Source organism: Lentzea sp. NPDC060358 (assembly GCF_042725365.1).
Lineage (GTDB): Bacteria > Actinomycetota > Actinomycetes > Mycobacteriales > Pseudonocardiaceae > Lentzea.
On record NZ_JBHXCW010000269.1, the window covers coordinates 1 to 9813 of the forward strand.

General features: G+C 69.9%; 11 protein-coding genes. 3 read left to right on the top strand and 8 right to left on the bottom strand.

The window, feature by feature from the left end; translation table 11 throughout:
* Nucleotides 1-63 precede the first annotated feature (63 nt).
* The 4 genes from ACFWGZ_RS35540 to ACFWGZ_RS35555 form a co-directional block, all read right to left on the bottom strand.
* Nucleotides 64-1065, bottom strand: coding sequence for an SDR family NAD(P)-dependent oxidoreductase (locus ACFWGZ_RS35540; protein ID WP_382455975.1), 1002 nt, complete (start codon nt 1063-1065; stop codon nt 64-66).
* Entirely contained in the window at nt 1065-2087 is a 1023-nt protein-coding gene (locus ACFWGZ_RS35545; protein ID WP_382455976.1) for a Gfo/Idh/MocA family protein, read from the bottom strand. The genes ACFWGZ_RS35540 and ACFWGZ_RS35545 overlap by 1 nt, the downstream gene beginning before the upstream one ends.
* Before the next feature lie 14 nt (nt 2088-2101).
* Entirely contained in the window at nt 2102-3595 is a 1494-nt protein-coding gene (locus tag ACFWGZ_RS35550; RefSeq protein ID WP_382455977.1) for a sugar transferase, read from the bottom strand.
* 366 nt (nt 3596-3961) lie between these two features.
* The gene (locus ACFWGZ_RS35555) at nt 3962-4177 is read right to left on the bottom strand and encodes an RNA-binding S4 domain-containing protein (protein ID WP_382455978.1); all 216 of its coding nucleotides are present in this window, start codon (nt 4175-4177) and stop codon (nt 3962-3964) included.
* A gap of 90 nt (nt 4178-4267) precedes the next feature.
* Here ACFWGZ_RS35555 and ACFWGZ_RS35560 point away from each other — a divergent pair, with 90 nt between their 5' ends.
* A complete protein-coding gene (locus ACFWGZ_RS35560) occupies nt 4268-4951 on the top strand; it encodes a DUF2306 domain-containing protein (protein WP_382455979.1) in 684 nt (227 codons plus the stop codon).
* On the opposite strand, the gene ACFWGZ_RS35565 is transcribed toward ACFWGZ_RS35560, so the two are convergent.
* From ACFWGZ_RS35565 to ACFWGZ_RS35580, 4 genes are all read right to left on the bottom strand, one after another.
* Nucleotides 4870-5070, bottom strand: coding sequence for a hypothetical protein (locus tag ACFWGZ_RS35565; RefSeq protein WP_382455980.1), 201 nt, complete (start codon nt 5068-5070; stop codon nt 4870-4872). The two genes, ACFWGZ_RS35560 and ACFWGZ_RS35565, sit on opposite strands and share 82 nt — an antisense overlap.
* Before the next feature lie 160 nt (nt 5071-5230).
* Nucleotides 5231-5647: an SLATT domain-containing protein gene (locus ACFWGZ_RS35570; protein ID WP_382455981.1), complete on the bottom strand. Its 417-nt coding sequence runs from the start codon at nt 5645-5647 to the stop codon at nt 5231-5233.
* Nucleotides 5644-6846: a hypothetical protein gene (locus ACFWGZ_RS35575; protein WP_382455982.1), complete on the bottom strand. Its 1203-nt coding sequence runs from the start codon at nt 6844-6846 to the stop codon at nt 5644-5646. The genes ACFWGZ_RS35570 and ACFWGZ_RS35575 overlap by 4 nt, the downstream gene beginning before the upstream one ends.
* 54 nt (nt 6847-6900) lie before the next feature.
* Nucleotides 6901-7596 carry a haloacid dehalogenase-like hydrolase gene (locus ACFWGZ_RS35580; RefSeq protein ID WP_382455983.1) on the bottom strand — a complete coding sequence of 232 codons (696 nt, stop codon included), beginning with the start codon at nt 7594-7596 and terminating at the stop codon, nt 6901-6903.
* A 36-nt stretch (nt 7597-7632) separates the two neighbouring features.
* Here ACFWGZ_RS35580 and ACFWGZ_RS35585 point away from each other — a divergent pair, with 36 nt between their 5' ends.
* Together ACFWGZ_RS35585 and ACFWGZ_RS35590 are read left to right on the top strand one after the other, a co-directional pair.
* Nucleotides 7633-9018: an SDR family NAD(P)-dependent oxidoreductase gene (locus ACFWGZ_RS35585; protein WP_382455984.1), complete on the top strand. Its 1386-nt coding sequence runs from the start codon at nt 7633-7635 to the stop codon at nt 9016-9018.
* A gap of 133 nt (nt 9019-9151) precedes the next feature.
* A complete protein-coding gene (locus ACFWGZ_RS35590) occupies nt 9152-9778 on the top strand; it encodes a Ku protein (RefSeq protein WP_382455985.1) in 627 nt (208 codons plus the stop codon).
* Nucleotides 9779-9813: the final 35 nt, after the last annotated feature.

Consider the following 9813-nt stretch of genomic DNA (forward strand, 5'->3'; position numbering starts at 1 on the left):
GCTTGATGGGGTGCGGCCCCGGTGCCGCTCAGCCTCGTGGGCCGGCGGCGCCGAGACCGCGGGTCACGCGCCGGTCTTCTCGGCGGCGGTCTTCTCGGCTCGCCACCACGCGACGAGGTCGCGCAGTCCGCCGTCCATCTCGATCTCCGGCTTCCAGCCGAGCTCGCGCGCCGCGAGGCTGATGTCGGCGAGCCGGCGCGTCACGCCGTTCACCTTGCGCTCGGGGCCGTGCTCCAGCGGCAGGTCGGAGTCCATCGCGGCGAGCAGCGCGAGGGCGAGCTCCTTCAGCGAGGTCTCCCGGGAGGACGCGATGTTGTAGACCGTGTCCGTGACCGGCGCCTTGGCGGCGAGGATGTTCGCGCGGGCGATGTCGTGCACGTGGACGAAGTCCATCGTCTGGGCACCGTCGCCGAAGATCAGCGGCGACTTGCCGTCGACGATGCGTTCCATCCAGCGGATGAGCACCTCGGTGTACAGGCCGTGGACGTCCATGCGCGGCCCGTACACGTTGAAGTAGCGCAGCGCCACGTAGTCGAGGTCGTACATGGCCTTGAAGCTGCGCAGCATGCCCTCGTTGAACGCCTTCGCGGCGCCGTAGAAGGTGTCGTTGTTGTACGGGTGGTGCCGCTCGTCGGTCGGGAACGACTCCGCGAGGCCGTAGATCGACGCCGAGGACGACGCGATCACCTTCTTCACGCCCGCGGCCGCGGCGGCCTCGACCACCGTGAAGGTGCCGTCCACCAGGCATTCGAGCGCGAGGCGCGGTTCCTCGGCGCACTGCGTGATGCGGATGGCGGCGAGGTGGAAGACGAGGTCCACGCCCTCGGTCAGCTCGCGGACCAGCGCCTTGTCGTTGATGTCGCCCTCAACGACCCGGACGACGCCGGACTCCAGCGCGGAGGCCAGGTTCTCGCGCCGCCCGCGGACGAAGTTGTCCAGCACGACGACCTCGGCCGCGCCGGCCTCGACGAGCTGGTCCACCACCGCGGATCCGATCGTGCCGGCACCACCGGTGACGAGAGCGCGCTGCCCGGTGATCGGCTGCGCGAGCTCCTTCTCGGCCATCAGGAAACCTTGCCTTCGACTTGGTGAACGGGGACGAACAGGCCGCCGGAGCGCAGCGACTCCGACGCGGCCTCCAGCACGGCCAGCACGCGCAGACCGGCGCGGCCGTCGGTGAGCGGCGGGCGCTTCTCGGTGATGGACGCGGCGAACTCCGCCATCATCGTGCGCAGCGCCTCGCGTTCCACCAGCGCCGGCGCGACCATGTCGCCGGTGCGGTAGGAGATCTTCTGCTGCTCCGGGGACTTGTCGACGCCGCGGTCGTAAATGGACAGTCGCTGCGCCGGGTTGTTGTCGTCCCACACCGCGGTGCGCTGCGAGCCGCCGATGACCATCGTGCGGATCTTGGTGGGCGACAGCCAGTTCACGTGCACGTGCGTGATCGCGCCGTTGGACAGGCGGACCGTGAGGTGGCCGACGCACGCGACGCCGGCGCCGATCGGGTCGGAACCGTGCGCCGCGACCTCCACCGGGTGGACGTCGTCGGGCAGGATCGCCTCGAAGATCGAGAGGTCGTGCGGGGCGAGGTCCCACAGCACGTCCACGTCCGGCTGCACGAGACCGAGGTTGATGCGCACCGAGTCGATGTACTGGATGTCGCCGAGCTCGCCGCCGCGGATGATCTTCCGCAGGTGCTGCACCGACGACGTGTACGCGAAGGTGTGGTCGAGCATCAGCGTGAGGCCGCGCTCTTCCGCGGTCTCGACGAGCTTGCGGCCGTCCTCGAAGTTCGCCGCGAGCGGCTTCTCCACCAGGACGTGCTTGCCGGCCTCCAGTGCCGCCAGTGCGACGGGCAGGTGCGTGGCCGCGGGCGTCGCGATGGCCACCGCGTGCACCTCGGGGTCGGCGAGCACCTCGTCCAGCGACGCCGTGGCGCGCACGGTCGAGTACTCGCCGAGCACGCGGCGCGCCTTGTCGACGTCGAGGTCGCACAGGTACTTCAGGCGCAGCGCCGGGGTCGCTTGGGCGTTGCGGACGAGGTTCGGGCCCCAGTACCCGGCGCCGATGACAGCGATTCCAACCACAGGAGAGGTCTCCATCAGTAAGCCCCCTGACCGCCGAAGACGGCGCGGAAGGTCTTCCACATGATCACGAGGTCGAGTGCGAGCGACCAGTCCTCGACGTAGCGCAGGTCGAGGCGGATCGACTCCTCCCAGGAGAGGTCGCTCCGTCCGCTCACCTGCCACAGGCCGGTCAGGCCGGGCTTCACCAGCAGGCGGCGCCGCACGTCCGAGGAGTACTTCGCGGTCTCCTCCGGCAGCGGCGGGCGCGGGCCGACGAGCGACATGCTGCCCGCGAGGACGTTGAACAGCTGGGGCAGCTCGTCGATCGAGTACCGGCGCAGGACCGTGCCGACCTTGGTGATGCGCGGGTCCTTCTTCATCTTGAACAGCAGGCCGTGGCCCTCGTTGACCGTGGCGAGCCGGGCGCGCAACGCGTCGGCGTTGGTCACCATGGTGCGGAACTTGATGATCGTGAACGGCACGCCGCTCTTGCCGACCCGCTTCTGGCGGTAGAAGACGGGACCGCGGCTGTCGATCATCACGAAGGCGGCGACCGCGAACATCAGCGGCGCCAGCAGGAACAGCAGGAGGAACGCGCCGACGCGGTCCACGACGTCCTTGACCAGACGGCGGAATCCGCTCAGTGCCGGTTCGCTCACGCGCAGCAGCGGCATGCCGAGCACGGCGCTCATGTGCAGGCGCGGGCCGGCGACCTCCATGAGGCCGGGAGAGACGACCATCTCGGCACCGGACCCCTCGAGGGCCCAGGCGAGCTGCTGGAGACGGCGAGGTGTCCAGTAGGCGTCGGGGGTGACGGCGACGATGCGGTAGCCGCCGCGGCGGACGTGCTCGGCGAGCTCGCGCAGCTGGCCGACGACGGGCACGCCGCCCACGTCGGTGCCGGCGCGGCCGCGGCCGTCGATGGTGCAGATCGCGTCCACGCGCCAGCCCAGGTGGGCGACGCGGCGCGTGCGGTGGATGAGGTCCTCGACCGTGTCGACGTTGCCGGCGGCGAGGACGGAGAGCAGGAAGCGCCCTTCGCTGCGTCCGCGGTGCAGCGGGCGGCGCAGGAGGTAGCGCATGGGGAACGCGACCAGGGCGATCGCGGGGACCACGACGAAGACCCACAGGCGGGCACCGGGGATGTCGACGGCGAGCGCCCCGAGGCCGAGCGCCACGACGGCGCCGAACAGGCCCCGGCCGAGTCGCCGGAACTCCTCGGCCCCCTGTCCCAGAACGGCGGGCGTCCAGACGCGGTTGATCGCGAGCGAGCCCACGACGACAACCACTGTGAGTACGTCCAGCAGGGCAAGGGAAAGCGGGCCGAAGGCGGTGTGACGCATGCTCATGACGGCGCCGGTGGCGATGACGACCAGGGCGACGGTCAGCACGTCGGCGGTGATCACGGCGTAGCGGTAGCGACTTTCCCATCGGGCGACGGGAGGGTGCGTCTGTCTGTGTTCGGACAGCGGATTGAGCGTGGAGCGCAACCCGTCGACATCACGGGTAGCACGGACCTGCTCACTCATCGTTCTGATCTCCCCGGCTCAGCGGCGATTCCGGACATGCACGTACGCAGGTCACCCCGAGGACCTCGAAAAACAGATCTCCGGCAGGGAAGAAGATGGATCGGCCGCCGAAGCTCGCAACCGGTGATTCGCCACGTCCGGCATCGGCGTTACAGGAGGTGGAAAAAAGTTTCCCCAGACCCCTAATACCGGACGTGACCCACGTCTCACCGTCTGAAAACCGGGGCTGTACAAGATGATTCCCCGTGTCCAAAAGGGACAGGAAAGGTGTCCGCGCCACGGGGAAAAACGACCAGGACAGGTCTTCAGACCCTAGACCGATCGACTGCGATTGTGCATGTTCTTACCGCTGAACGGAGTAATGCCCTACGGCCGAACGGAAATGCGAACTTCATCACCGTTGACAACCACCACGTCGCCCTCGCGCAACTGTGCGCCACGACGCAACTCCACAGAGCCGTTGACGTGGACTTCCCCGTCCTCGATGAGCTCCTTCGCGTGCCCGCCGTCCTCGGCGAGCGCCGCCAGCTTGAGGAACTGCCCTAGCCTGATCGGCTCTTCGGAGATCTCGACCGTCCGCATGAGTCCCATCATCCCAGTAGGGCGCACCCCACCGCGCGCTCGGGGGCGTACCCCAGCGCGATCGAGTGAAGCCGTTGACACGCTGGGGACATGAAAAATTCGTGGGGGTACACCGCCTGGTTGGCGGTGTCGGGATTCGCCTGCGTGGCGATAACGATCTTCGCGGCGAGCGCGTACGTGACCCTGGACGTGGACCAGGCGCGGGCGCCGGTGCAGGGACCCGTGCACTACGGGCTCCTGGTGGCGCACATCTTCACCGGAACGGTCGCGGTCCTGGCGGGTGTATCGCAGTTCTGGCCCGGCCTGCGCGCGCGGCGTCCGCGGGTGCACCGGGTGATGGGCCGCGTCTACGTCGCGGCCGTGCTGCCGTCGTCGGTCCTCGGGGTGGTGTGCGCGCAGCTCTCACTGGCCGGGCTGGCGTCACAGGCGCCGCTGACGGTGTTGTCGGTGCTCTGGTTCGCGAGCGCCGTTCTGGGGCTGCGGACGGCCAGGCGACGCCAGTTCGGCGCTCACCGCATCTGGATGATCCGCGGGTTCGCGCTGACGGGCGCCGCCGTGACCGGCCGGCTGTGGGGACTGCTCCTCGGCGGGCTGCTGCCGGACGCGGACGGGCTGCTGGTGCTCGCGTCCGCGAACTGGCTCGCGCTGGTGCTGAACCTGCTGGTCGCCGAGTGGTGGATCCAGTCGCGGGGTTACACCCGCGCCTTGCCCTCCAGGGCGTTGAGGCCCAGCATCTCGAGCAGGTCGGCGCAGTCGAGCGCGTCCGTGGCGTGACAGGCCACGGTGCGTGCCGCCTTGCTGTTCTGAATCGTGCTGTGCTCCTTCTCCAGAGCCTTGGCCTCGGCGAACGTGCCGGTTTCGGGCTCGGCGATCGCGGGACGCGCCCAAGTCATGTCGTGCCTGCTTCCGCATCGGGGGATGCAGCCATCATGACAACGGGATCACCGAAACACCAGAGCTTGTGCTTTCCGTGATCGACCACCCACGGAGCGTACCAGGCCGGAAAATGTTTTCCCGGCATCGAACTCGATCTTCCGATGCCGGGAGAGTACGTCACCTGCCGTACCGCAGCACGGACTCCACTTCGGTCACGAAAGCGACCAGCCGCTCGTCGTCCACGTCCTCCGGCGTCGGCCCGTCGACCGCGAGGCGTTGCAGCGCAACGGAAGTGGTCGCGTTCTCGCGCGCGAGGCGGCGGAAGCCGAACGTGGCCTCGTAGAGCGACACCGCGGTGCCGAGGGCGGCCAGAGCCGTTGCGGTGAAACCCCAGAGCGCCCTGCGCGGGCTGTCCGCCATCCCCACGGCCGCGGCCGCCGCGGCGCCGATGAAGAGCGCGGCGGCGATCGCCACGGTCCACGTGCGGGCGGCGGAGTAGCGCTTGCGGCCGCGTTCGAAGTGGTCGAGGCGGTCGGAGAAGCGGTGCCGCAGATAGGCTTCGACGAACTGGGCCTGGCGCTGCTTGTCGCTCATGTCCTGACCACCTCGTGCTTGCGGTCGCTGACCGCGGCCTCCAGGTCCGCCACCTTGTCCTGGCGCTCTTCCTCGGTTCCCGGCGACGGTGCGGCGAGGTGTGCGAAGTACAGCGCCCGCAGGCGTTCCGCGCGGTAGCGGGCCGTCAGGTACTTGTCGAGCGACTCGCGCTTGCGCGCCACGATCGTGATCGCCGCCGCGAACGCGCCGCCCGCCACGACGAGGACACCGGGCCAGGGCGTGTCCTCGAGCCACGTCTGCAGCGCGGCGAACACCGTCGTCGTGAGGCCGCCGGCGATCGCCAGCACCGCCGTCGTCCGGTAGCGGTTCTGCTCGGCGTCGGCCTGCGCGTCGAGCTCCTGGAACGCCGGTGCGACAACCTGGTTGGCGTCGTGGATGGCGTCGGCGAGCAACGGGTAGGCGACGACGAAGCCGGGGTCGACGAGCGGCCGCGCCTGCGGCGCCCGGTACCGCAGCTTCGGCCAGATCCGCGGCGGCCGGACGGGCTTCTCCTTGCCCAGCAACCGCTCCAGCGCGGTGACGGTCTTGCCCGCGCCCTCGTCGACGTGGACGACGAAGATCTTGCCGCTGCGCACCAGCACCGCGAGGTCGCCGGTGAGGTCACCGGTCGCGATGCGGTCGGCGAGGCCCCCGGTGCCGGCGAGCACCAGCAGCGGGTTGTCGCCGCTGAGGTGGTCGACGACCTCCTTCTCGCTCTCGCCTCCGATGACGAGCGCGACCACCGGCTTCTTGTTGCGGACGGCGTCGATCGTGCGGAACAGCACCGGGGTCGCGTCCGTCCACTCCGAACCGGGGACGACGACGGCGACGCTGTGGTTGGGTTCCAGCGGGATCTGACCGTTGGTGGAGGTTTCCGTGAGGTCGTGCACCTTGCTGCTCGGCGCGACGCCGACGACGACGGGCCAGCGCTGCTCGCACGCCTGCAAAGCCATGCCCAGCAAGTGGACAACGCCTCGGTCGGTGCCTTCCGTGACGAACACGGCGTCGTTGCGCGCCGCGGTCACGACGACGGATCTCAGCACCGGCAACAACTTCGCCGCGAGATCCGTCTCGATGTCTTGTGTGGAGCCGAAGACCGAGATCACCGTCCGGCCCCGGGGCAAGCCGAGGGCTTTGGGTTTGATGTCGGCGTCGGGCTCGGACAGTCTTCTGACCGTCGGGCCACCTGCTGTGGGCATGCCGCGCACCATAACGCCGTGATCGTTCGAGGACCAGAGCCGAACAGAGGTGCCTCAGGCCGCCCACACCCCCGTGGTCAGCAGGTCCAGGTCGCTCAGGTCGTCGATCACGACCCGGGCTCCCGCCCGGTGCAGGTCCTGCCTCGAGCTGCGCCCGGTGGCCACCGCGACGAGCCGCACGCCGGCCGTCACCGCCGCGTGCACGTCGTGCGGGGTGTCGCCGATCAGCACGACCTCGTCGTCGGCGAACGGGCGCAGGTGCCGCGCGCGGTCGCGGGCGATGGTCACGAGCTCGGCGCGGTCGAGGTGCTCGTCGCCGAACGCGCTCACGTCCCAGTCGACGAGGTGCGCGAGCCCGAACGACTCCAGCTTGATCAGCGCGACGCTGCGCAGGTTCGCCGTCAGCACGCCCTGGTGCACGCGCGGGTCGGCGGCGAAGTGCTCCAGGGCCTGCCGGGCGCCGGGCAGCACCTCGGCGTGGACCGGGTAGTCGTCGCGACGGGCGTGGAACGAGTTCGCGAGCGCGTCGGACAGGTGCCGCGAGGTCTCGTCCGTGTGCTCGATGCCGTGCCGGCGCAGGATCTCGCCGACGACGTCCAGCTCGGTGCGTCCGCCGAGGTCGACGGGGCCGTCGAGCTCCCGGCCGAACGCGTCCAGGAACGCCTCGCGGTACATCCGCATGCCGAAACCGCGCGCCGTGACGAGCGTGTTGTCGATGTCCCACAGAACCAGCAATTCGGGCCCGGTCACCGGACCACCACCCCTCCACCCGTAAAATGCCTGATCATGACCTCGATCGACCCCGCAGAGCTGGAAGTCTGCCTGCGCGTGCTTGCCCAGGTCGAGGACCTGCCCGCCGAGCACGACGACGCGGTGCGCGTCCGCCGGGCCACCGCGAAGATCTTCAAGGCCGCGAAGAAGTTCCGGAAGTCCGAGCGCAAGGCCGCCGTCGTGGCCAACGACCGGGCGGTCACGGCGCTGACCGCGACCGGGTCGCCGGACCGCATCGACGACGAGACGCAAGGCCTCCCGCTGGTGTCGAACGCCCAGGGCGCCACCGCCGGCACGCTGCTGCGCGCGCGGTCCTGCTACACGTGCCGCAAGCGGTTCGTCGAGGTGGACGCGTTCTACCACAACCTCTGCCCGGACTGCGCCGCGTTCAACCACGGCAAGCGCGACGCCCGCACGGACCTGACCGGCCGCAACGCGCTGCTGACCGGCGGCCGCGCGAAGATCGGCATGTACATCGCGCTGCGACTGCTGCGCGACGGCGCGCACACCACGATCACCACCCGCTTCCCCAAGGACGCCGCCCGCCGGTTCGCCTCGATGCCCGACGCGGCCGACTGGATCGACCGGCTCAAGATCGTGGGCATCGACCTGCGCGACCCGGCCCAGGTGCTGGCGCTCGCGGACGAGGTGGCGGCGCACGGCCCGCTGGACGTGCTGATCAACAACGCCGCGCAGACCGTCCGCCGCTCCCCCGGCGCGTACGCCCCGCTGGCGGCCTCCGAGCACGAGGCGCTGACCGGCGACGCCCGCCGGCCCGAGCTGATCTCGTTCGGCGGCCACGGCCAGCTGGCCCTGCCGGGCACGGCCGTCCCGGAGGCGCACTCCGTCACGACGCTCGCGCTGATGGCGGGCTCGAAGGAGATCGACGCGGGCGGCCTGGTGCCCGACACCGCGGCGACGAACTCGTGGATCCAGAACGTCGACGAGGTCGACCCGGTGGAGCTGCTCGAGGTGCAGCTGTGCAACTCCACCGCGCCGTTCCTGCTGATCTCGCGGCTGCGCGCGTCGATGGCGAAGTCGTCGCACCGGCGCAAGTACGTGGTGAACGTGTCCGCGATGGAGGGTCAGTTCTCCCGCGCCTACAAGGGTTCCGGGCACCCGCACACGAACATGGCGAAGGCCGCGCTGAACATGTTGACGCGCACGAGCGCCGAGGAGATGCTGCGGTCCGACGGCATCCTGATGACCGCCGTCGACACGGGCTGGATCACCGACGAGCGCCCGCACCCGTTGAAGATGCGCTTGGCCGACGAGGGCTTCCACGCCCCGCTGGACCTGGTCGACGGCGCGGCGCGGGTGTACGACCCGGTCGTGCGCGGCGAGGCGGGCGAGGACCTGTTCGGCTGCTTCCTCAAGGACTACGCGCCTTCCCCCTGGTAGTGACGCACGTGTCCGAGGTACCCGTCGGACGCACCCGAACGAGCCCTTTCGTCAGGCGACAGGCGTATTTGAACAGGTGTTCGAGTACTCCTTTGTCATGAGGACTGTGTGGCGGGGAGCACTTCGGTTCGGGATGACGACGATGACGGTGCGGCTGGTCTCGGCCGCCACCGAACACCGCAGCAAGGTGCACCTGGTGCACCGCGAGGACAGCGGCCGCGTGCGGCACCAGCAGGTGTGCGGCGAGTGCTCGCTGCGCCTGGCGCCCGAGGACATCGGGCGCGGCTACGAGCTCGACGACGGCCGCATCGTGCAGATCGACCCGGCCGACCTGCCGGCGCCGGAGGACGGCGTGATCGACGTGCAGCAGTTCGCGCCGCAGGTCGACCTGGACCCCGTCGCGCTGCACCGGCCCTACTACGTCGAGCCGGACGACCTGGCGGTGCGCTCCTACGTGCTGCTGCGCGAGACGCTGGAGCGGACGAAGGCGGCGGCGATCGTGAAGTTCGCCCTGCGCGGCCGAGAGACGCTCGCCGCCATCCGCCCGCAGCATGGTGTTCTCGTGCTGCACACGCTTCTGTGGCCCGATGAGGTACGGGAGCCGCACTTCGCGTTCCTGCACCGGGACACCGAGGTGCGGACCGGGGAACTGGCCGCGGCGGCGGCCCTGGTGCGGGCGCAGACGCGCCCGTTCCGGCCGCACGACTACCCGAACACGCACCACGAGGCGTTGCTGCACCTGGTCGAGGCCAACGTCTGACGCCTCCTGGCGGCGCGGGCGGACGACCCCCGTTT